Source organism: Pseudomonas sp. GW821-FHT02B10 (genome assembly GCF_059421865.1).
On the sequence record NZ_JBWKVU010000008.1, the window covers coordinates 240517 to 266168 of the forward strand.

The following is a 25652-nucleotide window of genomic DNA, read 5'->3' on the forward strand; positions in this document are numbered from 1 at the left end:
CGACAAATTATGTTGAATGATAATGATTGTCAATTGAGAAAGAGAATTAATGAGCATCTTTGGTGCAGAGTGAGAACTGCGGCTCGTTGTCGCACGTTGTGAAGGGGTTCGAGGGCAGAGTGCGGACTAATTATTTCAAGACGTCATCCGTTCTCATTGGAGAAAGGTTCCGGGTGAAAAATCCCGCCACAGCGCTCTCCAGATGTCCCATTCCGAGGGCAGGGGCCTTTATTTTTCAAAGGTTTATGTAACGGTCGCGGCGTTTTCCCGCGGCTCTACGTGCAAGCACAATCCGCGCAGGAAACCCCATGATGGACGCGTTCGAACTCCCCAGCACTCTGGCTCAAGCCCTTCAACGCCGGGCGGCTCAGACCCCCGATCAAGTGGCCTTGCGCTTCCTTGCCGAAGAGCAGGATCAGAGCGTGGTCCTCAGTTATCGCGACCTGGATCTGCGTGCCCGGACCATCGCCGCCGCGCTGCAGGCCAATGCCGGTCTGGGCGATCGCGCGGTGCTGCTGTTCCCTAGCGGCCCGGACTATGTCGCGGCGTTTTTCGCCTGCCTGTATGCCGGGGTTATCGCGGTGCCGGCCTATCCACCGGAGTCGAGCCGACGCCATCACCAGGAGCGGCTGATCTCGATCATCGCCGACGCCGAGCCGCGGCTGCTGCTGACCAGCAGCGGGCTGCGCGAATCGTTGTCGCAGATGGACGAACTGCAAGGTGCCGACGCGCCGCAACTGCTCTGCGTGGACACCCTGGCGGCGAGCCTGGCCGAAGGCTGGAGCGCCACCGAACTGCGGGGCGACGACATCGCCTTCCTGCAGTACACCTCGGGCTCCACCGCCTTGCCCAAGGGTGTGCAAGTCAGCCACGGCAACCTGGTGGCCAACGAGCTGCTGATCCGCCGCGGCTTCGGTATCGACCTCAACCCCGACGACGTGATCGTCAGCTGGCTGCCGCTGTACCACGACATGGGCCTGATCGGCGGCCTGCTGCAACCGATCTTCAGCGGCGTGCCCTGCGTATTGATGTCGCCGGCGTATTTCCTCGGCCGGCCGTTGCGCTGGCTGGAGGCGATCAGCGAATACGGCGGCACCATCAGCGGTGGCCCGGACTTCGCCTACCGCCTGTGCAGCGAGCGGGTCAGCGAGTCGGCCCTGGAACGCCTGGACCTCAGCCGCTGGCGCGTGGCCTATTCCGGGTCCGAGCCGATCCGCCTGGACACCCTGGAACGCTTTGCCGAGAAGTTCGCCGCCTGCGGTTTCACCTCGAATCATTTCTTCGCCTCCTATGGCCTGGCCGAAGCCACCCTGTTTGTCGCCGGCGGCACCCGTGGCCAGGGCATCCCGGCCCTGCGCCTGGACGAGCAGGCCCTGGCGCAGAACCGCGCCGAGCCGGGCACCGGCAACGCCATGATGAGCTGCGGCACCAGCCAGCCCGAGCACGCGGTGCTGATCGTCGAGCCCAATACCCTGGCCGAGCTGGAAGAGAACCGGGTCGGTGAAGTCTGGGCTGCCGGCCCGAGCATCGCCCATGGTTACTGGCGCAACCCCGAGGCCACGGCCAAGACCTTCGTCGAGCATGCCGGCCGGACCTGGCTGCGCACCGGCGATCTGGGTTTCATGCGCGATGGCGAGCTGTTCATTACCGGCCGCTTGAAAGACATGCTGATCGTGCGTGGCCACAACCTTTATCCACAGGACATCGAGCAGACCATCGAGCGTGAGGTCGAGGTGGTGCGCAAGGGCCGGGTCGCGGCGTTCGCCGTCACCGAGCAGGGCCAGGAAGGCATCGGCATCGCCGCGGAAATCAGCCGCAGCGTGCAGAAGATCCTCACGCCGGACGCGCTGATCAAGCTGATTCGCCAGACCGTGGCCGAGGCCTATCAGCAAGCGCCGAGCGTGGTGGTCCTGCTCAATCCCGGCGCCTTGCCCAAGACGTCCAGCGGCAAGCTGCAACGTTCGGCCTGCCGCAACCGCCTGGCCGAGGGCAGCCTCGACAGTTACGCCCAGTTCTCCGATAACAAGCTCCCCGATCGCCAAGCGGCGGGCGGCGAGGCCAGTGGCGAAGCGACCCGCGAACTGCAAGAGCTGATCGGCCGTATCTGGCGCGAACAGCTGCAAGTCGAGCAAGTAGCGAGCGACGATCACTTCTTCCTGCTGGGCGGCAACTCCATCGCCGCGACCCAGGTCGTCGCGCGCCTGCGTGAAGCACTCGGCCTGGAGCTGAACCTGCGCCTGCTGTTCGAGGCGCCGACCCTCGGCGCGTTCGCCGCGCAGGTCGCCCAGTTGCAACAGGATGGCGGCCTGGCCCAGGGCGCGATCAACGCCTTGCCGCGCGCCGAGGCGCTGCCTCAATCCCTGGCGCAGAACCGCCTGTGGATCACCTGGCAGCTCGACCCGCACAGCAGCGCCTACAACATTCCCGGTGGCCTGCGCCTGCGTGGCGAGCTGGACGAAGACGCCCTGCGCGCCAGCTTCCAGCAACTGATCGAACGCCACGAATCCCTGCGCACGCGCTTTTTCGAGCGCGACGGCCAGGCGCTGCAACAGGTCCTGCCGGCCAGCGAATTCAACCTGCAGGTGATCGACCTCAGCGACCTGCCGCTGGCCGAGCGAGAGGCGCGGGCGCAACAGATCCGTGAGGATGAAGCCCGTACCCGGTTCGACCTGGAACAAGGCCCGCTGCTCCGGGTGACCCTGGTGCGCCTCGACGATGAGGAACACCAACTGCTGGTGACCCTGCACCACATCATCGCCGACGGCTGGTCGCTGAATGTGCTGATCGACGAGTTCTCGCGCCTGTATGCCGCCGCCGTACAAGGCCAGGCGGCAAGCCTGGCGCCGCTGCCGTTGCAGTACGCCGACTACGGCAGCTGGCAGCGCCAGTGGCTGGCCCAGGGCGAAGGCGAACGGCAACTGGCCTACTGGAAACAGCAGTTGGGCGACGAGCACCCGAGCCTGAGCCTGGCCACCGACCACCCGCGTTCGGCGCAACGGCAACACAGCGCCGCGCGGCACAGCCTGCGCTTGGGCGCGAGCCTGAGCGAAGCCATTCGCCAGACCGCCCAGGCCCATGAATCGACGCCGTTCATGCTGTTGCTCACGGCGTTCCAGAGCCTGCTGCATCGCTACAGCGGCCAGCGCGACATCCGCATCGGCGTGCCCAACGCCAACCGTCCGCGCCTGGAAACCCAGGGCCTGATCGGTTTCTTCATCAACACCCTGGTGCTGCGCGCCGAGGTGGACGGGCGCCTGCCGTTCGTTGATCTGTTGGCGCAGACCCGCCAGGCCGCGCTGCAGGCCCAGGCCCATCAGGACCTGCCGTTCGAGCAACTGCTCGAAGCCTTTCCCCAGGCCCGCGAACAGGGTCTGTTCCAGGTCATGTTCAACCACCAGCAGCGCGACCTCGGCGCCCTGCGCCGGCTGCCCGGGCTGCTGGCCGAGGAGTTGCCGTGGCACAGCCGCGAGGCCAAGTTCGACCTGCAACTGCACAGTGAAGAAGACCGCAACGGCCGCCTGAGCCTGTCGTTCGACTACGCCAGCGAACTGTTCGAGGCCGCGACCGTCGAGCGCCTGGCCGAGCATTACGTCAGCCTGCTGCGCGAAGCCTGCGCGCGTCCGCAAACCGCCATCGCCGACCTGCCGTTGCTCAACCCCTGCGAGCAGGCGCAGCAGCAACAGTGGAGCGAAGCTCCGTGCGCGGCGGCCAGCCAATGGCTGCCCGAGCTGCTCGATGAACAACTGCAGCAGACCCCGGAACGCACCGCACTGGTGTGGCAGGGCGGCGAGCTGAGCTTTGCCGAGCTGCATGCCCAGGCCAACCGCCTGGCCCATTACCTGCGCGACAAAGGGGTCGGCCCGGATGTCTGCGTGGCCATCGCCGCCGAGCGTTCGCCGCAGCTGTTGATCGGCCTGCTGGCGATCGTCAAGGCCGGCGGCGCCTATGTGCCGCTGGACCCGGACTACCCGACCGAGCGCCTGGCCTACATGCTGGCCGACAGTGGCGTCGAGCTGCTGCTGACCCAGACCCACCTGCTTGAGCGCCTGCCCCAGGCCGCGGGCGTCAGCGCCATCGCCATGGACAGCCTCAAGCTCGACGGCTGGCCGAGCCATGCGCCGCGCCTGCACCTGCACGGCGACAACCTGGCCTATGTGATCTACACCTCCGGCTCCACCGGCCAGCCCAAGGGCGTGGGCAACACCCACGCGGCCCTGAGCGAACGCTTGCAGTGGATGCAGAACAGCTACCGCCTGGACGCCAGCGATGTGCTGATGCAAAAGGCGCCGATCAGCTTCGACGTGTCGGTGTGGGAGTGCTTCTGGCCGCTGATCACCGGCTGCCGCCTGCTGCTGGCCGCGCCGGGCGAACACCGCGACCCGCATCGCATCGCCCAGCTGGTGCAGCAATACGGCGTGACCGCGCTGCACTTCGTGCCGCCGCTGTTGCAGCTGTTCGTCGAGGAGCCGCTGAGCGCCGGATGCGGCACCCTGCGCCGGGTGTTCTCCGGTGGCGAAGCCTTGCCGGCCGAATTGCGCGACCGGGTGCTGGAGCAGCTGCCGAACGCTCAACTGCATAACCGTTACGGCCCGACCGAAACCGCGATCAACGTTACCCACTGGCATTGCCGCAGTGTCGATGGCCAGCGTTCGCCCATCGGCCGTCCGCTGGGCAACGTGATCTGCCGGGTGCTGGACGCCGACCTCAACCCGGTACCGACCGGCGTGCCGGGCGAGCTGTGCATTGCCGGGGTCGGCCTGGCCCGTGGTTACCTCGGGCGGCCGGGGCTGAGCGCCGAACGTTTTGTCGTTGATCCGCTGAGCAGCGAGGGCGCGCGCCTGTACCGCACCGGCGATCGGGTGCGCTGGGCGGCCGATGGCGCGCTGGAATACCTCGGGCGTCTCGATCAGCAGGTCAAGCTGCGCGGCTTTCGGGTCGAACCCCAGGAAGTCGAAGCGCGCCTGCTGGCCCAGGAGGGTGTGGCCCAGGCGGCGGTGCTGGTGCGCGAGACCGCGGCCGGTGCGCAACTGATCGGTTATTACACCGCCAGCGCGGATGGGGAAGAGGAGGGTGCGCAGATTGTGCGCCTGAAAACCGCCCTGGCCAGTGAGCTGCCGGAATACATGGTGCCGGCGCAACTGATGCTTCTTTCGGCCATGCCCCTGAGCCCGAGCGGCAAGCTCGACCGCCGCGCCTTGCCGGAACCGCAATGGCAGGTGCGTGAACACGTCGAACCCGTCACTGAGTTGCAACAGCAGATCGCGGCGATCTGGCGCGAGGTGCTGGGGCAGCAGCGCATTGGCTTGCGCGATGATTTCTTCGCCCTGGGCGGCCACTCGCTGCTGGCTACGCAGATCATTTCCCGGACCCGCCAGGCCTGTGACGTCGAGTTGCCGCTGCGGGCCTTGTTCGAAGCCAGCGAGTTGGGCGACTTCGCCGAGCAGGTGCGGCTGATCCAGGAAGCCGGCAAGCGCAACCAGCAGCCGCCGATCGCCAAGGTCGATCGCAGCCAGCCTGTGCCGTTGTCTTATTCCCAGCAGCGCATGTGGTTCCTCTGGCAGATGGAGCCGGACAGCCCGGCCTACAACGTTGGCGGCATGGCGCGTTTCAAGGGCGTGCTGGATGTCGGGCGTTTCGAGGCGGCGTTGCAGGCGCTGATCCTGCGTCACGAAACCCTGCGCACCACGTTCCCCAGCGTCGACGGCGTGGCCCAACAACGGGTGCATGGGGAAACCGGCGTGCGCATGGGCTGGAAGGATTTCTCCAGTTTGGATGCAGCGAGCCGCGAGCAACGCCTGCAACAGCTGGCCGACAGCGAGGCGCACCAGCCGTTCGACCTGGAAACCGGTCCGCTGCTGCGCGCCTGCCTGGTCAAGGCGGCGGAGCATGAGCACTACTTCGTGCTGACCCTGCACCACATCGTCACCGAAGGCTGGGCGATGGACATCTTCGCCCGTGAGCTGAGCGCGTTGTATGAAGCCTTTATCGACGACCGCGACTCGCCGCTGGAACCGCTGCCGGTGCAGTACCTGGATTACAGCGTCTGGCAGCGCCAGTGGCTGGAGTCCGGCGAGCGTCAGCGCCAGCTGGATTACTGGACTGGGCAACTGGGCAACGAACACCCGCTGCTGGAACTGCCGGGCGACCGTCCGCGGCCGCCGGTGCAAAGCCACCAGGGCGAGCTGTACCGCTTCGACCTCAGCGACGAGCTGGCGGCACGGGTGCGGCGCTTCAACGCGGAACACGGCCTGACCCTGTTCATGACCATGACCGCGACCCTGGCTGTGCTGCTCTATCGCTACAGCGGCCAGACCGACCTGCGCATCGGCGCGCCGGTGGCCAACCGCATCCGCCCGGAAAGCGAAGGGCTGATCGGCGCCTTCCTCAACACCCAGGTACTGCGTTGCCAGCTCGACGGGCAGATGAGCGTCTTTGATCTGTTCGAGCAGGTGCGGCACACCGTGATCGAAGGCCAGTCCCATCAGGACCTGCCGTTCGACCATCTGGTGGAGGCCTTGCAACCGCCGCGCAGCGCCGCCTACAACCCGCTGTTCCAGGTGATGTGCAACGTCCAGCGCTGGGAGTTCCAGCAGAGCCGCAGCCTGGCCGGCATGACCGTGGAATACCTGGCCAACGATGCGCGGGCCACCAAGTTCGACCTCAACCTGGAAGTCACCGACCTGGATCATCGCCTGGGTTGCTGCCTGACCTACAGCACCGACCTGTTCGACGAGCCGCGCATCGCGCGCATGGCGGCGCATTGGCGCAACCTGCTGGAGGCCTTGCTGGCCAGCCCTGAACAGCGCCTGAGCGAATTGCCGCTGCTCGACCGCGTCGAACAACAGCAGCTGCTGGACAGCCTGGGCGTCGAGCCCGGCGAACACCGCCTGGACCAGTGCATCCACCACCTGTTCGGCGAACAGGCGCTGCTGCGCCCGGATGCGTCGGCCCTGACGTTCGCCGGGCAGACCCTGAGCTACGCCGAGCTCGACAGCCGCGCCAACCGCCTGGCCTGGATGCTCCGTGAGCGTGGTGTCGGCCCGCAGGTGCGGGTCGGCCTGGCCCTGGAGCGCTCGCTGGAAATGGTCGTCGGCCTGCTGGCGATCCTCAAGGCCGGCGGCGCCTACGTGCCGCTGGACCCGGAATACCCACTGGACCGCCTGCACTACATGATTGAAGACAGTGGTATCGGCCTGCTGCTCAGCGACGCGGCGATGTTCCAGGCTTTGGGTGAGTTGCCAGCCAGCGTGGCGCGCTGGTGCCTGGAAGAGGACGGCGCGCAACTGGCCAACTACCCGGCCAGCGAACTGCCCTTTATCAGCTTGCCGCAGCACCAGGCGTACCTGATCTACACCTCGGGCTCCACCGGCAAGCCCAAGGGCGTGGTGGTGTCCCATGGCGAGATCGCCATGCACTGCCGCGCGGTGATCGAGCGCTTCGGCATGCGTGCGGACGACTGCGAGCTGCACTTCTATTCCATCAACTTCGACGCCGCCACCGAGCGTCTGCTGGTGCCGCTGCTCAGCGGTGCCCAGGTGGTGCTGCGGGCGCAAGGGCAGTGGGACGCGCAAGAGATCTGCCAGCTGATCCGTGAGCACCGCATCAACATCCTCGGCTTTACCCCGAGCTACGGCAGCCAGCTGGCGCAGTGGCTGGCGACCCAGGGCCAGACCCTGCCGGTGCGCATGTGCATCACCGGTGGCGAGGCGCTGACCGGCGAACACCTGAGCCGCATCCGCGCGGCGTTCAAGCCGAGCCTGTTCTTCAACGCCTATGGCCCGACCGAAACCGTGGTCATGCCGCTGGCCAGCCTGGCGCCGGAACAACTGGAAGAGGGTGCTGGCAGCGTACCGATCGGCACGGTGGTGGGTGAGCGCGTGGCCTACATTCTCGACGCCGATCTGGCCCTGCTGCCGCAAGGCGCCACCGGTGAGCTGTATGTTGGCGGGGCCGGCCTGGCCCAGGGTTACCACCAGCGTCCGGGCATGAGCGCCGAGCGTTTCGTCGCCGACCCGTTCAGCGCTAAAGGCGGGCGCCTGTATCGCACCGGCGACCTGGTGCGCCAGTGCGCCGATGGCCAGGTGGAATACATCGGCCGGGTCGACCATCAGGTGAAGATTCGCGGCTTCCGTATCGAGCTGGGGGAAATCGAAAACCGCCTGCTGGAACATGACGCCGTGCGCGAAGCGGTGGTGCTGGCCCTGGACATGCCGGGCGGCAAACAGCTGGCTGGCTATCTAGTCAGCGACGTTGCCGAGCAGGGTGACGAGCAACAGGCGGCCCTGCGCGAGGCGATCAAGGCCCAGCTGAAAATCCACCTGCCGGATTACATGGTGCCCACCCACCTGATCCTGCTGGCGAGCATGCCGCTGACCGCCAACGGCAAGCTCGACCGCCGCGCCTTGCCGGCCCCGGACCTGGAGCTCAACCGCCAGCAGTACGTGGCGCCGAGCAACGAGCTGGAGCAGACCCTGGCCCAGGTCTGGTGCGACGTGCTGAACCTGCGGCAGGTCGGCCTGCACGACAACTTCTTCGAACTGGGCGGCGACTCGATTCTGTCGATCCAGGTGGTCAGCCGCGCCCGTCAGCTGGGCATTCATTTCAGCCCGCGGGACCTGTTCCAGCATCAGACCGTGCAGGCCCTGGCCGCGGTGGCCAGCCGCAGCGAGCGGATCGTCGCCGAGCAAGGCTTGCTCAGCGGCGAGTCGCACCTGACGCCGATCCAGCACTGGTTCTTCGACAGTGCGATCCCCGAGCGTCAGCACTGGAACCAGGCCCTGCTGCTGGCGCCGACCCAGGCGCTCGATGGGCAGTTGCTGGAGCAAGCGCTGCACGCGGTGCTGGCCCAGCATGACGCCCTGCGCCTGCGCTTCACCCAGGTCGACGGCCAATGGCGGGCCGAGCACCAGCCGCTGTCCGAGGCGCCACTGCTGATGCAGCTGCGCGTAGCTTCCATGGAGCAATGCCCGGCGCTGTTCGCCGAGGCGCAGCGTAGCCTCGACCTGGCCAACGGACCGCTGTTGCGCGCGCTGTTGGTGGACGGTCCGGATGCGCAGCAACGCCTGTTTATCGCCATCCACCACCTGGTGATCGACGGCGTGTCCTGGCGGGTGCTGCTGGAGGATCTGCAAAACCTCTATCGCCAGCTTGAAGCTCAGCAGACGCCGCGCCTGCCGGCGAAAACCAGCGCCTTGCGCGATTGGGCGTCACGCCTGCAGGCCTATGCCGGCAGCGAGTCGCTGCGCGAAGAGTTGAGCTGGTGGCAGGACCAATTGGCTGGCCCGGCGGCGACGCTGCCGGTGCAGCATGCCCAGGGCGGGCGGCAGAACAAACATGCGCGGACCGTCAGCGTGAAGCTGGATGCCGAGCGCACCCGGCAGCTGCTGCAACAGGCGCCGAGCACTTACCGCACCCAGGCCAACGACCTGCTGCTGACGGCCCTGGCCCGCGTGTTGTGCCGCTGGACCGGCGAAGCGTCGGCGCTGATCCAACTGGAAGGCCATGGCCGCGAAACCCTGTTCGACGAGATCGACCTGACTCGCACGGTCGGCTGGTTCACCAGTGCTTACCCGCTGCGCCTGACCCCGCTGGCCATCGAAGCGGCGGCCGGGCAGGGCGCCTCGATCAAGGCGATCAAGGAACAGCTGCGCGCCGTGCCGCATAAAGGCCTGGGTTATGGCGTGCTGCGCTACCTGGCCGACGGGGCGATCCAGCAACGCATGGCGGCCTTGCCGCAGGCGCCGATCACCTTCAACTACCTGGGCCAGTTCGACCAGAGCTTTGCCAGCGACGCGCTGTTCCGTCCGCTGGACGAGCCGGTGGGCGCCGCCCATTCGCCGGAAGCGCCGCTGCCCAACGAGCTGAGCGTCGACAGCCAGGTCTACGCCGGCGAGTTGGTGCTGCGCTGGACCTTCAGCGGCGAGCGTTTTGATGTGCAGAGCATCGACGCGCTGGCCCAGGCCTACCTCGGCGAACTGCACAGCCTGATCGTCCATTGCCTGGAGGACGATGCCGGCGGCCTGACGCCGTCGGACTTCCCCCTGGCACGCCTGACCCAGGCGCAACTGGACGCGCTGCCGGTGCCGGCCAGTGCCATCGAGGACGTCTACCCGCTGACCCCGATGCAGGAGGGCATGCTGCTGCACACCCTGTTGGAGCCGGGCACCGGCCTGTACTACATGCAGGACCGCTACCGCATCGACAGCGAGCTGGACCCGGCGCGTTTCGCCCAGGCCTGGCAGGCAGTGGTGGCCCGTCACGAAGCCCTGCGCGCGTCCTTCTGCTGGAACGTCGGCGAAGACATGCTGCAGGTTATCCACAAGCCGGGCAGCACGCCGATCGAGTTCCTGGACTGGAGCGCTGTCGCGCAAGACGAGCAGGAACCGAAGCTGCAGGCGTTGCTGAAAAGCGAGCGCGAGGCCGGTTTCGATCTGCTCAGCCAGGCACCGTTCCACCTGCGGCTGATCCGCGTGGGGGCCGCGCGCTACTGGTTCATGATGAGCAACCACCACATCCTGATCGATGCCTGGTGCCGTTCGCTGCTGATGAACGACTTCTTCGAGATCTACACCGCCCTGGGCGAAGGTCGCGAAGCCCAGCTGAGCGTGCCGCCACGCTACCGCGACTACATCGGCTGGCTGCAACGCCAGAGCCTGGCCGAGGCGCGCCAGTGGTGGAAAAACAACCTGCAAGGCTTCGAGCGCACCACGCCGATTCCGAGCGACCGGCCGTTCCTGCGCGAACACGCCGGCGACAGCGGCGGCATGATCGTCGGTGACTGCTACACCCGGCTCGATGCCCGCGACGGCGCGCAACTGCGCGAGTTGGCGCAGCAGCATCAGCTGACCATCAACACCTTCGCCCAGGCGGCCTGGGCCTTGGTCCTACGGCGCCTGAGCGGTGAGCGTGACGTGCTGTTCGGCGTCACCGTGGCCGGGCGTCCGGTGGAAATGCCCGAGATGCAGCGCACCGTCGGCCTGTTCATCAACAGCATCGCGCTGCGGGTGAAGCTGCCGGAGGACGGCCAGCGCCTGAGCGTGCGTCAATGGCTCAGCAGCCTGCTGGAACGCAATATGGAGCTGCGCGAGTACGAATACCTGCCGCTGGTGGCGATCCAGGAAAACAGCGAACTGCCCAAGGGCCAGCCGCTGTTCGACAGCCTGTTCGTGTTCGAGAACGCGCCGGTGGAAGTCTCGGTGCTGGACCGCGCGCAAAGCCTGAACGCCACCTCGGATTCCGGCCGCACCCACACCAACTTCCCGCTGACCGCGGTGTGCTACCCGGGGGATGACCTGGGGCTGCACCTGTCCTACGACCAGCGCTACTTCGAGCAAGCGACCATCGAGCGCATGCTCGGCGAATTCAAGCGCCTGCTGCTGGCGCTGGTGCAGGGCTTCCATGGCGACATGGCCGAGCTGCCGCTGCTGGGCGCAGCAGAGCAGGACTTCCTGCTCGCCGGCTGCAACCAGAGCGAGCATGAGTACCCGCTGCAGCGCAGCTACGTCGAACTGTTCGAGGCCCAGGTGGCGGCGCATCCGCAACGCATCGCCGCCAGTTGCCAGGACCTGCAATACAGCTATGCCGAACTGAACCAGCGCAGTAACCGCCTGGGCCACGCCCTGATCGCCAACGGCGTGGGCCTGGACCAGCCGGTGGCCCTGCTGGCCGAGCGCAGCCTGGACCTGCTGGGCATGATCATCGGCAGCTTCAAGGCCGGCGCCGGCTACCTGCCGCTGGACCCGGGCCTGCCGGGCCAGCGCCTGGGGCGGATCATCGAACTGAGCCGCACGCCGTTGCTGGTGTGTACCGCGGCCTGCCAGGAACAGGCGCGAGCCTTGCTGGACGAATTCGCCTGCGCCAACCGACCACGCTTGCTGGTGTGGGAGGAGGTGCAAGCGGCTGATCATTCGCAGGACAACCCGGGGCTCTACAGCGGCCCGGACAACCTGGCCTATGTGATCTACACCTCGGGTTCCACCGGCTTGCCCAAGGGTGTGATGGTCGAGCAGCGCGGCATGCTCAACAACCAGCTGAGCAAGGTGCCGTACCTGCAATTGAGCGAAGCCGATGTGATCGCCCAGACCGCGTCGCAGAGCTTCGACATTTCGGTCTGGCAGTTCCTCGCCGCGCCGCTGTTCGGTGCGCGGGTGGACATCGTGCCGAACGCCATCGCTCATGATCCGCAAGGCTTGCTCTCCCATGTGCAGGCGCAGGGCATCAGCGTGCTGGAAAGTGTGCCGTCGCTGATCCAGGGCATGCTCGCCCAGGAGTCGATCGACCTCGATGGCCTGCGCTGGATGCTGCCGACCGGCGAGGCGATGCCGCCGGAGCTGGCGCACCAGTGGTTGCTGCGTTACCCGCAGATCGGCCTGGTCAACGCCTACGGTCCGGCCGAGTGCTCGGATGACGTGGCCTTCTACCGGGTCGACATGGCTTCGACCCGTGGCAGCTACCTGCCGATCGGTACGCCGACCGACAACAACCGCCTGTACCTGTTGGATGGCGCGCTGGACCTGGTGCCGTTGGGCGCGGTGGGCGAGCTGTGCGTCGCCGGTACCGGGGTCGGCCGTGGTTACGTCAGCGATCCGCTGCGCACCGCCCAGGTGTTCGTGCCGCATCCGTTCGGTGCCCCGGGCGAACGCCTGTACCGCACCGGCGACCTGGCACGGCGCCGCGCCGATGGCGTGCTGGAGTACGTCGGGCGCATCGACCATCAAGTGAAGATCCGTGGCTACCGCATCGAGCTGGGGGAAATCGAAGCCCGCCTGCACGAACAGCCGGAAGTCCGCGATGCGGCGGTCGGCGTGCAGGAAGGGGTCAACGGCAAGCATTTGGTGGGGTATTTGGTAGCCAGCGACTCGGCGCTGAACCCGACGGAGCGCCTGGAGCGCATCAAGCAACGCCTGCGCGTCGAGCTGCCGGAATACATGGTGCCGCTGCACTGGCTGTGGCTGGAGCGCCTGCCGCTCAACGCCAACGGCAAGCTCGACCGCAAGGCCCTGCCGGCCATGGAGATCGGCCAGCTGCACAGCCAGGACTACCTGGCACCGCGCAGCGAGCTGGAGCAGACCCTGGCCGATATCTGGGCCGAAGTACTCAAGGTCGAGCGGGTCGGGGTCCGGGATAACTTCTTCGAGCTGGGCGGGCATTCGCTGCTGGCCACGCAGATCGCCTCGCGGGTGCAGAAAACCCTGCAACGCAACGTGCCGCTGCGGGCGATGTTCGAGTGCAGCACGGTGGAGGAGCTGGCGCAGTACATCGACGGCCTGGCGAGCAGTGAAATCAACGAGGAGAAGGTCGATCGCCTGAGCGATCTGATGGCGGAGCTGGAGGGGCTGTAATCCAGCGTTGCCAGTGCTGGCCCTATCGCGAGCAAGCTGAACTGGCCTGATAAGCCGGGACACCCCAATCGGGCGCCATGATAGCGCCCAAATCTGCACCTTCGTCTGGCAGGGCCTTACCATCGAGGCCCTGCTCACTTCCGGTTGGCCCGAGTGCTACCGCCACATCCACGGTTATCCGCTGCCCATCTTTGAAACCGGCTACCGCTCCCGCTTCGAATGCGCCGACAACATCGACGCGGCAGATGTCGCTGTTCTAAAAAACTCGGCCCTTCGGGTCGAATTATTCATCCCTCACCGTGCGAGATTAGAGTCCTTCGCAGAACTGCTCATGGGGCTCGCAATGAAATTTTGAAGTATCTCCGCGATCAGGGCGATTCAGTCTTTCACTTATAGTGATTCGAGTTAATCCATCTTCCAAATTTGACTTTTGACGCTAACTTTAGTGGCTATGCTCTTACAGTGGGTTGACTATCAAAGTCATTGCCGCGCCAGCAATAATGGCAGATCGTTATTTTGGAGTTTTTATGGACATGGAGCTGTTTGAAGCGAGCCATTACCAAGCCCCCGAGACACCAAAACGCCATTGATGTTCTGCTTGCACGCCTCCAGTTATTTCAACGGCTATGTTTTGGAGAATTAAAATGTCCAATGAAAAGTTTGATCGCGTAACAGCGAATCTGTCTGTTGCCGATATAAGCACTGCAATCGCTACCGGTTTGCAAAGAGCGCTTGATACTCGTGGAGAAGCGTTGCGCGATAAAATCCTTATTTATGGTGGAAGGATTGACTTCAACATTCAAGTGCTCCCCCAAAGCGCGGTAGGCGAACTCAAGGAAGTTGCCAATATTGGCAAGGTCTAGGTTTTTCGGCATTTTTTCGTCAAGCCAATAGGGACAGAAGGAATGCTGGTGGAGGGAATAAAATGCCACCCAAATCGTTGGAAAAATCCCGCCGATTGATTGAGAACGGTCGAAATAAGGAGCTTCTGTGCCCAAGTGCTCAGCCGGAATGGGAAGGAGCGAAAATATTCGGGGTGGTGAATGGCACGGTGGCAGCTCCTGAAGTAGCTTACCTTTCACAAGCAATACCCATGACGAAAGAGCTGGCTGAATCAACAGTCCCTGTCAGTCCGGCAGAGGTATTTCGCATTTCCGCACCCTGTGCGGAAATGCGATGCCAGCATTACAAGGAAGGAGGCTGCCAGCTTGTATCGCGCACCGTAGAGAAATTAAAAACGGTCACAGACAAACTTCCCCGTTGCTCGATAAGAGCCTCCTGTCGCTGGTGGAATGAACAGGGCCCCGATGCCTGTTTCCGCTGTCCGCAAGTCGTAACCAACAGTTTTTCCCAGGACGAGATGATCATTATTGCGGCAACCCCGATATAGCTCAAAGTGTGAGTCTCGTTGAACTGATCAACTTGCACTCTCTGATATGAACTTTGAGTCTATTTGCCACAAAGGGACCGGCTGTGCCGCTCTTCGATATCTCACTCAAGGGTGTCGAAGGTATACACATCGTTCAGGCGTTCAGCAGCCTACATGGATTCCATCATCTTCTGTGGGGGCAAGTTTGCTCGCGAAAAACCTCCAGGCTTGCACGGCCCTTAGGACTTGTCCGATTGACGGCAACCCTTCACCGGCACAGTCTACCGAGGCTTTTTCGCAGCCCACCTGACAGGAGACAGTTGATGCCCTTCGCGACTATTGATGGACAAGCCCTTCACTACCTGGACCAGGGCAGCGGCCCGGCGGTGCTGCTGGCCGGCAGCTACCTGTGGGACTTGAACATGTGGGCGCCGCAGATCGAGGCCCTGTCCCGGCAGTACCGGGTGATCGCCCTGGACCTGTGGGGCCACGGCCAGTCCGGCGTGCTGCCGCAAGGCACTGCTTCACTGGACGACATCGCCCGGCAGGTGCTGGCGCTGCTGGATCATCTGCAGATCGAACGCATCAGCCTGGTAGGCCTGTCCGTGGGCGGCATGTGGGGCGCGCGCCTGGCCCTGGCGGCGCCGCAACGCATCAATGGCCTGGTACTGATGGACACCTATCTGGGGGCCGAGCCGGAGCCGACCCGCCAGTATTACTTCTCGTTGTTCAAGCAGATCGAAGAGAGCGGGGTGATCGCGCCGCAGCTGCTGGACATCGTGGTGCCGATTTTCTTCCGTCCTGGCATCGACCCGCAGTCGGCGCTGTACCAGGACTTCCGCGCCGTGCTCGCGGCACTGCCCTGCGAACGCCTGCGCGAAAGCGTGGTGCCCATGGGCCGCATCACCTTCAGCCGCGCAGACCTGCTGTCGCGCCTGGACCAGCTGGACCCCAAGACCACCTTGCTGCTGTGCGGCGACCAGGACAAGCCGCGCCCACCTGCGGAAACCCGGGAAATGGCCGAGCTGATTGGTTGCCCTTATCAGCTGGTGCCCGAGGCGGGGCATATCTCCAACCTGGAGAATCCGGCGTTTGTCACCGAGGCGTTGTTGAAGTTTTTGGCGGAGCGGTATTCCTGCTGACAGTGCAGCGGCCACCCCCCCCAGCCCTCTGCTATAGTCGCGCCCGGCACAGGTCCAAGCACCTGCGCCGGGCGTTTTCATTCAGGGACAGGGGCGATGACGGAACACATTCACTGGCGTGATATCGAGGATCTGGCCGGCAACTGGAACGGCCTCGGGGTGGAGGTCAAGCGCCCGGCCAGCGGCAAGCCGAACTTGCGCCTGCTCAGTGGCAACCACCGCCGCATGCAACTGGTGCTGGGTGACCAGACGCTGCTCTGGGGCACCATGTCCCGCTGCCTTTACGGCGTGTGGCTGGTGCGCAATCACCTGCTGGAGCAATGGCCGCAAACCCTGGTGTGCCCCATCGATTCGCCCCAGGTGGAGCAACAGCTACGCCTCGACCCGGCCCTGCGCCTCAAGGCCTGGAGCCGCTTTTTCGTCCAGCAGTTGATGCAGCACCAACCGGACTTTTTCTACCCCGGCTACTGGCTGGTACGGGCCCTGCGCCCGGAATCCCTCAAGCCGATGCGGCCGTTGCTGAGCGGCACCGAAGCCTGGTACTTCAAGGGCGGCGAAGACGCCCTGAGCCATATGCCGCAGTGGGCGATCTACGGCCGCAACATCCTCGACAACCGGCAACCCGGTGCGGCGCGCTGGGTCGAGTTGGGCGAGAGTGGCGGCGCGGTGGTCGGCCTGCATGCAGTGGACCCGCATTCCGGGCGCCTCAAATGGTGGCGCAAGAAAGCCCGCGAGGGCAGCTTGCCGCCCATCCTGCTGTGGTACGTCAGCGGCCTGAGCTGCCACCTGATTCTCGATGGCCATTACCGCTTGCAGGCGGCCATCGATGAAAACCTTCCACCGGAGTTCCTGGTGCTCAGCTCGCCGCGGCTCTTCAGCTATCGCCCGAACCCGCAAGAGCAGCAGAAGGTGCTGGGGGCGCTGCAGATGCAGATCCAGCGCAAGAACCTGGAAACGGTGCGCTTCAACCAACTGCTGATCAGCACCTTCGATGACCGGCCGTATCACGGCTTCGGCAGCCAGTCGTGGGCCGGGATTGCCTCGGAAAAGGTCTGGGTAGATCAGGTCAGCGGCCTCCTCAACGAACGAGGCGACACGGGCGACCTGGAGAACATCCTCGCCCGCGAAGCGCCGGACGAGTTTGCCTGAGCCTTACGCACAAACCCCAAATCACGCCCCTGTAGCCGCTGCCGAGCCTGCGAGGCTGCGCTCGGGCTGGCGGCATTCCGACGAAGCGGCCGCAAACCAGGCGACGGTTTTTTGCCTGACCCACCTCATGGGCAGGTTTGGCGTCAGCTGCGCCCGAACGCGGACCGAGCCGATCGCAGCCCTCGGCAACGGCTTATGCACAGGCGCCGAACTCAGACACGCCCCTGTAGCCGCTGCCGAAGGCTGCGATCGGGCGCGAAGCGGCCGCAAACCAGGCGACGGTTTTTTGCCTGACCCACCTCATGGGCAGGTTTGGCGTCTGCTACGCAGTCGATCGCAGCCTTCGGCAGCGGCTACAGTGGGATGTTTCGCGTTCTTTTGTAGGGTCTTTCCGAGAAGCAGTTTGCCGCTTGAATGTGGTTGTTCTGAGGCTCTAGTCTGCGTGGGTCATCGCGAAATCGATGGCCGGATGTGCAAGTCCGAAAAACATATCAGGAACGTACGAAGACCCAGAAGTAATTGCTGGGTGTTCATATCCACTGTGTTGAGGACCGCATCCATGAAAAAGCCAATTCCTGCATATCGCTACCCTGAGTTGAAAACCGCCAATCAAACCTTGCGTCAGGCACTGGCCAGTTCGCCTCCTGAAGCATTTGATTCTCTCCATGCCACTACGGCAGGGCCGGTAGGTCCGGATTCTCTTTTCTGTGTACGCGAAGGCATCAGCGCCGAAGAAGCCCTGGTGCATGTCTCGCTCTTGCTCAAATGCGCTGAAGAAGTCAGCGATGAAATCACCGAACGCGGCAGTGGCCTGGAGCGTGGGTTGATCTGGTCGATGGTCCATTCCGTGGAAATGGCCAGGGCGGTGGTGGATGCGTTGCTGGATGGGCGCGGCGCCCGTTGAACTGAAGCGCGCATCATGAGCGGGCTTGCCCCCACGGAGGCCTGATAGTCGTTTCACAATCAGGTATCCGTGGGGGCGAGCGCTCAGGTCAGCGTCAGGCGCTGACGGTGTTCAACTTGGGGTCTGTTCTTCCAGCGCATTCATTTTCGCCAGAAATGAAGCGGGCCCCATTCTTTGCAGCGGGAATTTGCCGCGACTCACCGCATCGAAATAGCGCAGCGACCCCCACAGTTCAAAATCCCCCACCAGATAGACCCGACGTTTGGCCCGGGTAAGGGCAACGTTCAACAGGTTGGGTTTGGAGGCGGCCCACTGCGCCGCTCCCGCATGCTCAGGGTCTGCCCCCAGCAGCATGAACACAGTGTCTTGTTCTTTACCCTGGAAGGTATGCACGGTGCCGACGGAGGCTTTCAACCACTGCTTCAACTCGCCCGCAGGTAATTTCGGGCGATGGTTGGGCCTGGCCCAGGCCGCCGCGCGTATGGCTTTTTGCAGGGCCAGGCGCACGGCCTTGAACGGCGAGATCACGTACAGCTGCGGCAGCTCTCCATCGCGTGAGTAGAGTTGTCCGAGAAGATCGACCATGAACTCGATCTGCTGGGGGACAACCTGTTTGTGTTCGACATTGCCAGGGATATCGACCCAGCAACTGGAGCTGTACACCGGGGCGTCCTGTTCGGCGTGGGCGTTGGGCAGGCCAAAGACCATCTTGTTACCGTAGGCGATCTGATTCGACAGGCTGAACATGGGTTCGATGCAGCGTCTGTGGACCCGCAACGGGCTGCCGATCCACAGCTCTTGATCGGTGTCGTTCTTGAACACGCTGCCATACAGATTGTTGTGGTCCGCCAGGCTTTGCACCGACACACGATTGGGGGCGAAGGCATCGTTCGCCGTGTGTACCGATAGCTGGCCCAGGGTCTTGACCAGGCGTTGCGGCAGGGTGAAGACCGGCTCGATTTGCAGGGGGTCGCCCACCACCATGGCTCTTTGCGCCCGCCACAAGGCACCGACGGCGGCCTGGGGCACGGCCTGTCCCGCCTCGTCGATGTACAGCCAGCCCAAAGAGCCAGCACCCAACCCACGGAACTGGTTGGCAAAGGAGGCAAAGGTGCTCGAGACCACCGGGATCACCATGAACAGGCTTTGCCAGAGCACCTGGGTCAGTCGCTCATCCTCGGGAGTCTTGTTGCTCAGCAACAGGCTGATGGCGGCGAGGTTGGCGCTGAAGCCCTTGCCGTTCGAGCCTGAGGGCGCCACCTCGGCCAGCCAGGCTTCATGCAGGGTCAAAGCCGCGGCGAACAAGGTCGAGCGCAAGCGATTGAGTGCTTCATCATGCCAAAGCCCATTGATCTGGAACTCGCTGTTCTCCAGCTCACTGAGCTGGCTTGGCAAATCCGGACGGCCCAGGCGGCTGGCGAAATCGGCCAGGCATCGGCACTTGTCTTGCCATTGCGCCAGACGGGTATCGAGTTCGCTTTTACAGAACAGCAATGCGGTTTGCGCGTTTTCAAGTTCTGGTCTGAGGCTATTGTTCAGTAGGCTTTTCGCGCGGTTGATCTCTTCATGCGCCAGACGCTGGAGCCGGGCATTTTCCAGTTGTTCGTCACGGTGGGTTTTAGCTGCTTGAGTATTGAACAAGCGCTTCCACCAGACCGGACGGCTGCGATCTATCAAGCGCTCCAGTTCCTGAAGGCTGCTCAGATGTTGCGCCGTTGCTTGAAGTTGCTGTTGCTGTTGGTCGAGGGCTTGCTGGGCGGACGCCCTGGTCTGTTCGGCCTGATTGAATGAGTGTTGCTGAAGGCGCAGGAAGGCCTGTTCATCGGTAGCCGCCATTTCTTCCAGCAGGCTGGCGTAACGGGCTCGTTCCTCCAGTGCTTTGTTGACCGCCTCATCGGCTTTTTTGAAGGCTGCGCTGGCATCCTTGAAGGTGGGGCCCTTGTATTCATCCACCCATTGCCGAATTGTCAGTGGCCGATTGGGCTCGATGGAGTCTACCGGGGCGAAGAACATGCGCTCCTGCAGGACCTTTCGGTTGTTGCTATTGCCGAGTGCGGCGCAGATCAAGCCCCAGGGTTTGTCCTCGTCGGACAGGTCGCTGATGCTGCCATCGCTTTTTTGTGCGGCAATCTTATGGGCAACCGGTTGCAGGTACTGCACGTCGTTCCAGCATTTTCCCAGGGATTTGCGTTTGGGCAGGTCTCGGGAAATGTTTTCCACGGCGGCATTGTTGGAGGAGGCCACCACCATTTCATAGCCGGTCAACTCAGGTTTGAGCGCGCGGATGGTGTAGGTATTCGGCATGCCCTTGAAGGTGACCTGCGGTTTTTTCCCGCCGACGAAAGCATCTTCCGCCTCGCTGTATCCCGCCAATACCCGCGCCCGACGCACGATGTTCTCGGCGAACATGTCGCGCAATAACGTCGTTTTGCCTGTCCCGGGTGGTCCGTTAACGGAGAACACCCCACTGTTTTCCAAGGTGCCGAGCGCGGTATTGATCGCGAACTGTTGCATCAGGCTCATGGCATGGCCCGGCTCATCCGGCCAATGCCCGGGGTTTATGCATTGCGGTTGCAGGGCCTGGTAAATGGCCTTGCGGCCATTGTCGGTATACAGGTCGATTCTTTTGCCCGGGTCGGCTTCGCCCAGGTATTGAAGCAAAGGCAGCGGCTGTTCTGCGCGTTGCAGGCTGGCGATCGCACGCTCGATGTCTTTTATGAAAAAGCTGTTGAGGATGTCGATCTCGGTATCGGGCTCCTCTTCGTCCTCGACTTCCGTTGCCTGCGCCGCAGAGGGTTGCGTGAGTGGTTTCTCGACCTTGGGTTGGGTCAGCACTTGAAGCAATGCGACCGAGCTACCGCTGTTTTGCTCAGGCGTGAAACTGGCCCAGTTGCACAGCAGTTGATGCAGATGCATGACTTCCTCAGCCATCAAGGCTGGGTCATCGTTTTGCTGACGCTGTCCGTGGAAGTTGTGCAGCAGTTTGATCAACTGCTCCTTGGCGTCCTCGAAGGCTTGATGGCCAAGCGCACCAAGCCCTTTGCTCACCGTTTGCCCCAGGGCCCAGGGAGCCGTCGACAGTGACACGGCATCCAGTTGCGGGACGGCTTGAGCATTGAGCTTGATCTTGGCGAAGCAGGTAAAACCTTCAAGCTCCACCCGTTCCTGCTCTTCGTAGAAGGTGTTCTCGTCTACCGATAAAGCGGCCAGATACGGTTCGCAAAGAGTCGCAATGACGGAGGCGTCAAAGACCCCGATATAGAGATTGAAGCCTTTGACTTGAAGGTCGTCAGGTATGGAAAAGTTGCGCCAGTGGCTGTCCTTGCTCTGCTGGAGAATTTCCTGGGAGAGCCATCGGGTCTCCCATTTCTTGAAGTCCTCAACATATTTCCCGAGGGCATAAGGTAGAAAGAATTCCACCTTGTGCCAGTAGTCGAGAATGTCTAAAAGCCTAGCTTGTCCTTGAGCTGTCAAAACGTCACATCCCTGTCTGCGTGAATAAAGGCAGTAGTGTAACGCTGTCGTTAAGGCTAAAGGCCATTAGTGGTCAGGTCGTGGCGCATCTCATTTATTTGGGCCCGAAAATCTTGCCCAGCTTGTCCGGCGCGGGCGCGCCTTGTTGCTGTTGCAGCTCGCCCTTGTCGTCCATGTAGAAGATCGCCGGGGTGGCGGACAGCTCCAGTTCGTCCATCAGCGCCATGTTGGCGTCGAGCTTGGCCTGGACTTCGGCGGGGATCTTGGCCAGGGGCTTGAGGCTGCTGCCCTTGCCGGCTTTCTCGTGGTCCTGCAGGGCTTTCTGCGGGTCTTTGGCGGCCAGCAGGGCGGCGGATTTGCCCGGGCTGTCTTCGCGGATGATGCCGACCATGATGTGCCGCAGCTGGACCTTGCCGGCGTTCACCCAGGGCCGCGCCTGTTCCCAGAACATGTTGCAGTAAGGGCAGTTGGGGTCGCTGAACAGGTAGACCACGCGCGGCGCGTCGGCCTTGCCGTCGGCGATCCAGTGGCTCTTTTCCATCTTGGCCCAGACGGCCTTGGCCATTGGCGCGTACACCAGTTTCTGCAGCGGCTCGGCGCTCAGGTCCTTGCCGTCGGCGTCGTACAGATTGCCCAGCAGCACATGCTTGCCGTCCGGCGTCAGGTACAGGGCCATGCCGCGGTTCTGGTACTGCGCGGCATAGCCCTTGAGGCCGTCCGGGGCATCGAAACTGCCGATGATCTTGGCGCCTTTGGCTTCGATGTTCTTGATTGCTAGTGGCAGTTCTTCGGCGTGCAGCAGCGGGGCCTGGAGCAGGGCGGCGCCCAGGGACAGGCTCAGCAGGTGGCGGATGAAAGGCATGGCAATTTCCTTGAAGGGGCGGCCTGCGTGGCCGTGGTCGAATGCGCTGAGTCGAAATGTTCCAGGGCGCGGGCCAGGCTGGCTTCGGACAGCTCGCCCAGGTGGCTGCCGAGCAGGCGCCCGTCGGCGCTGTAGAACAGCGTAGTCGGTAGCGCCATGGAGCCCACGGCCTTGCCCAGGCGGCCGCTGCCGTCGAACAGCACGTTGTTCAGGTTCAGCTCCTGGGTGGCCAGGAAGGTGCTGACGCTCTGCATGCTTTCGGCCTGGTTGACGAACAGGAAGGTCAGGTCCGGGCGTTGCTGCTGGGCTCTTTCCAGCACCGGCATCTCCCGGCGGCACGGTGGGCACCAGGTGGCCCAGAGATTGATCACCAGCGGTTTGCCCTGGTAGCTGGTCAGTTGCACGGTGCCGCCGTCGGGGTTGCGCAGGGCGATTTCCGGCAGCCGCGTGCCTTGTTCGAAAAGGCTCAGGGACAGGGTGGCGAGCAGCCAGAAGGCCAGGCCGCTGCCGACCCCGGCGCCCAGCGGCTGGCGCAGGGCCGGGCGGCGCCAGCCCCAGGCGAGGGCGGCCAGCAGCAGGACGATGGCCCCCGGCCAGGCGAGGAAACCGCCGTCGCGCAGGTCGATGATCTGCCACAGGTCGTGGCGATAATGCTTCCAGTAGGCGACCACGAAGCCGATGCGCGCCGCCAGCATGCCCAGCAGGAACAGGCCGAACAGCACCGATTCCGGGTTCTCGCCACCGCGCTTGGCGACTCGCCAGCCGACAAGGGTGGCCAGCGCCAGGGCACTGATCAGCAGCAGGTGGTTGAGCGCGATGGCAAAGGTGCCGATGGTAAAGGTCAGCATCAACGGGCTTCTCGGGTAGCGGTCCAGCGTTGCAGGAAGGCAGCCGCGTCTACCTCACCGGTAATCCGCTGGCTGCGGCGTTCTTCGCCGTCCGGGCCGATCCACAGCAGGCTCGGCGGCCCCGGCACTTTATACCGGTTGAGCAGTTCGCGGCTGGCGGCGTTGTCGGCCGTCACGTCCAGGCGCAGCAGGCGCACGTCTTTCAGGGCCTCGAGGACCTGGGGTTGGCCGAACACCTGTTTTTCCATGATCTTGCAGGACACGCACCAGTCAGCGTAGTAGTCCAGCAGCACCCACTGGCCCTGGGCCCTGGCGGTGTCGAGGGCGCCTTGCAGGGCGGCCGGGTCGTTGACGGTGCTGAAGGCGTCGTGGGCGCTGACGGTCGCCACGCCATTGCCGCCGCTGTAGACCTTCAGCGGTCGCCACAGGTCGTCGCTGCCACCGGCGGCGCCCACCAGCAGCAGGCTGCCCCACAGGCCGAACACCACCGAGCTGGCGCCGAACAGGTGCCCGGCGCGCCCGGCGGCACGCATCTGATACCAGGCGGTGTAGGCCAGGACCAGCGCCAGCGCGCCCCACAGGCCGATCCACAGCGATTCGTCGAGCACCGGGCGCAGCAGCACAATGGCGGTGCCGAGAAAGAGGAAGCCGAACACGCCCTTGAGCAGGTTCATCCACGGGCCCGGCTTGGGCAGGAAGCGGTTGCCCACCGTCACCAGCAACAACAGCGGCAGGCCGATGCCCAGGCCCATGACGAACAGGATCAGCCCGCCGTGCAGGGCATTGCCGCTCTGGGCGATGTACAGCAGGGCGCCGGCCAGCGGCGCGGTCATGCACGGGCCGACCAGCAGGCCGGACAGGGCGCCGAGCACCCCGGCGCCGACCAGACTGCCGCCGCTGCGCGAGCGGCTGGCGTTTTCCAGGCGATCGCGCAGGGCCGCCGGCAATTGCATCTCGAAGAAACCGAACATCGGCAGTGCGAGGATCACGAACACCGCGGCAAAGCTGCCCAGCAGCCAGGGTTGTTGCAACAGGGCTTGCAGGTTGGCGCCGAGCAGCGCGGCCAGCACACCCATCGCGGCATAGACCAACGCCATGCACACCACATAGCTGCCGGCCAGGGCGAAGCCGCGCCGCGGGCTGGCGCCGCTGCCCACCACCAGGCCGGCGAGGATCGGCAGCATCGGCAGCGAGCAGGGGGCGAAGGCCAGGAGCAGGCCGAGGCCGAAGAACACCAGCAGGCTCCAGCCCAGGGTCCGCTGTTGCAGGCCGCTGGCCAGGGACTGGTCGCTGGCTTCGGTGGCATTGGCGGCGGCCGGACTGCCACCCAGGTCCACTTCCAGAGATTGCGGCGGGTAGCACAGGCCGGCGTCGGCGCAGCCTTGCCAGCCGACCTTGACCTTGCCGGTGGCGCCGGCGGGGATTTTCAGTTCCAGGCCCTGGCGATACACCTGCTGCGCACCGAAGAATTCGTCGCTGTGGGCCTCGCCCTCGGGCAGCGCCGGTGTGTGCGCCTCCGCCAGGCCGTCGAATTTCAGCCGTTGCTGATACAGGTAATAGCCGTCGGCGATCTGCCAGAACAGCTGGGTTTCCCCCGACGCCAGGCGTTCGGAGGTGAAGACGAAGGCTTTGCCGACCGGGAGAAAGTCGGGTTTGACCTCGAACGGGTTGTTACCCGCCTGGGCCAGGCCCGACAGCAGCATGAACAACAGGATGAACAGACGACGCATGGAAAAGCCTTAAACCGGTGCAGGTGACCGCACAATGGCCGATGGCGATTAACCGATGATTAACCCTGCACGCCTTGTGGCACTGGCGGTGCAGGCATAATGTCGGCTTAATCGGCGCTGGTTTTAATGCACCCCTTTTCTACAGGTTCCACCATGCACGTACTTGTCTGTGAAGATGATGAGCTGATTGCCAGCGGGATCGTGGCCGGCCTCACGGCCCAGGGCCTGACGGTCGAGCACGTGGCCACCGCCTCGGCGGCGCGGGCCATGCTCGGCGTGGCGGAATTCGACGTGATGGTGCTCGACCTCGGCCTGCCCGACGAAGACGGCCTGAAACTGCTCAAGCAACTGCGCCACAACGGCCTGGAAATCCCCGTGCTGATCCTCACGGCGCGGGACTCGGTCACCGACCGGGTCGACGGCCTGCAGGCCGGCGCCGACGATTACCTGCTCAAGCCCTTCGACCTGCGGGAACTGGCGGCGCGCCTGCATACCCTGTTGCGCCGGGTGGCGGGGCGCAGCGTCAACCTGATCGAGCACGGCCGCCTGACCTACGACCCAAGCACCCGCGAAACCCAGCTCGGCGGCCAGCCGGTGGACCTGTCGCGGCGCGAGCAGGCGCTGCTCCAGGCGCTGTTGCACAACCGTGGCCGAGTGCTGTCCAGCGAGCAGCTCAAGGACAGCGTCTACGGTTTCAACGACGAACTGGAAAGCAACGCCCTCAACGTGCACATCCACCACCTGCGGCGCAAACTCGGCAACGGCATCGTCGAGACCGTGCGCGGCCTGGGCTATCGCCTGGGGCCGGCGGATGGCGGGGAGGAGTCGTAAGTG

The 25652-nt window shown here is 64.1% G+C and carries 12 protein-coding genes; 8 read left to right on the forward strand and 4 right to left on the reverse strand.

Annotated features, from left to right (window positions below):
- The first annotated feature begins 308 nt into the window (after nucleotides 1-308).
- The 7 genes from AC07VU_RS18975 (at nucleotide 309) to AC07VU_RS19005 (ending at nucleotide 17904) form a co-directional block, all read left to right on the forward strand.
- Complete coding sequence (locus tag AC07VU_RS18975; RefSeq protein WP_495030246.1) at nucleotides 309-13340, forward strand: non-ribosomal peptide synthetase; 13032 nt, start codon at nucleotides 309-311, stop codon at nucleotides 13338-13340.
- Nucleotides 13341-13431: 91 nt separating this feature from the next.
- The gene (locus AC07VU_RS18980) at nucleotides 13432-13695 is read left to right on the forward strand and encodes a hypothetical protein (RefSeq protein WP_495030260.1); all 264 of its coding nucleotides are present in this window, start codon (nucleotides 13432-13434) and stop codon (nucleotides 13693-13695) included.
- 289 nt (nucleotides 13696-13984) lie between these two features.
- Nucleotides 13985-14203, forward strand: coding sequence for a hypothetical protein (locus AC07VU_RS18985; protein ID WP_007922888.1), 219 nt, complete (start codon nucleotides 13985-13987; stop codon nucleotides 14201-14203).
- Nucleotides 14204-14265: 62 nt separating this feature from the next.
- Nucleotides 14266-14730 (forward strand): nitrogen fixation protein, encoded by a 465-nt coding sequence (locus AC07VU_RS18990; RefSeq protein WP_096375044.1) that lies wholly within the window; start codon nucleotides 14266-14268, stop codon nucleotides 14728-14730.
- A gap of 302 nt (nucleotides 14731-15032) precedes the next feature.
- Complete coding sequence (locus AC07VU_RS18995; RefSeq protein WP_495030247.1) at nucleotides 15033-15851, forward strand: alpha/beta fold hydrolase; 819 nt, start codon at nucleotides 15033-15035, stop codon at nucleotides 15849-15851.
- A 96-nt stretch (nucleotides 15852-15947) separates the two neighbouring features.
- A complete protein-coding gene (locus tag AC07VU_RS19000) occupies nucleotides 15948-17000 on the forward strand; it encodes a hypothetical protein (RefSeq protein ID WP_495030248.1) in 1053 nt (350 codons plus the stop codon).
- Nucleotides 17001-17559: 559 nt separating this feature from the next.
- A complete protein-coding gene (locus tag AC07VU_RS19005; RefSeq protein WP_009044904.1) occupies nucleotides 17560-17904 on the forward strand; it encodes a DUF6124 family protein in 345 nt (114 codons plus the stop codon).
- Between the two features lie 111 nt (nucleotides 17905-18015).
- Here AC07VU_RS19005 and AC07VU_RS19010 read toward each other — a convergent pair whose 3' ends face one another.
- From AC07VU_RS19010 to dsbD, 4 genes are all read right to left on the reverse strand, one after another.
- Nucleotides 18016-21378: a DEAD/DEAH box helicase gene (locus AC07VU_RS19010; protein ID WP_495030249.1), complete on the reverse strand. Its 3363-nt coding sequence runs from the start codon at nucleotides 21376-21378 to the stop codon at nucleotides 18016-18018.
- Between the two features lie 94 nt (nucleotides 21379-21472).
- On the reverse strand, nucleotides 21473-22240 hold the full coding sequence (gene dsbG, locus AC07VU_RS19015) for a thiol:disulfide interchange protein DsbG (RefSeq protein ID WP_495030250.1): 768 nt from the start codon (nucleotides 22238-22240) through the stop codon (nucleotides 21473-21475).
- Nucleotides 22216-23088, reverse strand: a complete 873-nt coding sequence (locus AC07VU_RS19020) for a TlpA disulfide reductase family protein (protein ID WP_009044901.1) — start codon at nucleotides 23086-23088, stop codon at nucleotides 22216-22218. The genes dsbG and AC07VU_RS19020 overlap by 25 nt, the downstream gene beginning before the upstream one ends.
- Complete coding sequence (gene dsbD / locus AC07VU_RS19025; RefSeq protein WP_274304224.1) at nucleotides 23088-24818, reverse strand: protein-disulfide reductase DsbD; 1731 nt, start codon at nucleotides 24816-24818, stop codon at nucleotides 23088-23090. Before dsbD ends, AC07VU_RS19020 begins: the two co-directional genes overlap by 1 nt.
- 153 nt (nucleotides 24819-24971) lie before the next feature.
- Between dsbD and AC07VU_RS19030 the strand changes: the two genes are divergently transcribed.
- Nucleotides 24972-25649: a response regulator gene (locus AC07VU_RS19030; RefSeq protein ID WP_007922871.1), complete on the forward strand. Its 678-nt coding sequence runs from the start codon at nucleotides 24972-24974 to the stop codon at nucleotides 25647-25649.
- Nucleotides 25650-25652: the final 3 nt, after the last annotated feature.

What these genes read in the sequence shown, in the direction of transcription:
- AC07VU_RS19005 (WP_009044904.1), top strand. Translation starts at nt 17,560, where the DNA reads ATGAAAAAGCCAATTCCTGCATATCGCTACCCTGAGTTGAAAACCGCC.
- dsbD (WP_274304224.1), bottom strand. Translation starts at nt 24,818, where the DNA reads ATGCGTCGTCTGTTCATCCTGTTGTTCATGCTGCTGTCGGGCCTGGCC.
- dsbG (WP_495030250.1), bottom strand. Translation starts at nt 22,240, where the DNA reads ATGCCTTTCATCCGCCACCTGCTGAGCCTGTCCCTGGGCGCCGCCCTG.
- AC07VU_RS18985 (WP_007922888.1), top strand. Translation starts at nt 13,985, where the DNA reads ATGTCCAATGAAAAGTTTGATCGCGTAACAGCGAATCTGTCTGTTGCC.
- AC07VU_RS19020 (WP_009044901.1), bottom strand. Translation starts at nt 23,088, where the DNA reads ATGCTGACCTTTACCATCGGCACCTTTGCCATCGCGCTCAACCACCTG.
- AC07VU_RS18990 (WP_096375044.1), top strand. Translation starts at nt 14,266, where the DNA reads ATGCCACCCAAATCGTTGGAAAAATCCCGCCGATTGATTGAGAACGGT.
- AC07VU_RS19000 (WP_495030248.1), top strand. Translation starts at nt 15,948, where the DNA reads ATGACGGAACACATTCACTGGCGTGATATCGAGGATCTGGCCGGCAAC.
- AC07VU_RS19030 (WP_007922871.1), top strand. Translation starts at nt 24,972, where the DNA reads ATGCACGTACTTGTCTGTGAAGATGATGAGCTGATTGCCAGCGGGATC.
- AC07VU_RS18995 (WP_495030247.1), top strand. Translation starts at nt 15,033, where the DNA reads ATGCCCTTCGCGACTATTGATGGACAAGCCCTTCACTACCTGGACCAG.
- AC07VU_RS18975 (WP_495030246.1), top strand. Translation starts at nt 309, where the DNA reads ATGATGGACGCGTTCGAACTCCCCAGCACTCTGGCTCAAGCCCTTCAA.